The sequence below is a fragment of the Salifodinibacter halophilus genome, from assembly GCA_012999515.1.
GTDB classification, from domain to species: Bacteria; Pseudomonadota; Gammaproteobacteria; order Nevskiales; family Salinisphaeraceae; genus Salifodinibacter; species Salifodinibacter halophilus.
The window spans coordinates 1-243 of sequence record JABEEB010000610.1 but is presented as its reverse complement, the minus strand read 5'-3'; the positions used below and the strand labels follow the sequence as shown (position 1 = coordinate 243).

General features: G+C 71.2%; 1 protein-coding gene. It reads right to left on the bottom strand.

The genetic code is table 11. The features are described from left to right. Positions 1-243: ribonuclease HII (locus tag HKX41_13025; protein NNC25056.1), on the bottom strand; the 243-nt coding region annotated here is incomplete at both ends.

Genomic DNA, 243 nt, shown 5'->3' with positions numbered 1-243 from the left:
CCCACGACTCGCGCGCGCAGCCGGGGAGTGAGCCGTGCTCGCGGACGTACGCCCGGAGGAACTCGCGTGTCGCCGTATCGCCCGGATAGCCGCTCCCGACGTCGCCGTACTCGTCGGCCAGCGCCGCGACGTGGTTGTCGCGTGCAACTTTTGCAACGATGCTCGCCGCGCCGACGATCGCGTGGGTCTCGTCCGCGCCGTGTTCCGCGACGAGGTCAACGTCGCGCCTCGACGCCGACGTTG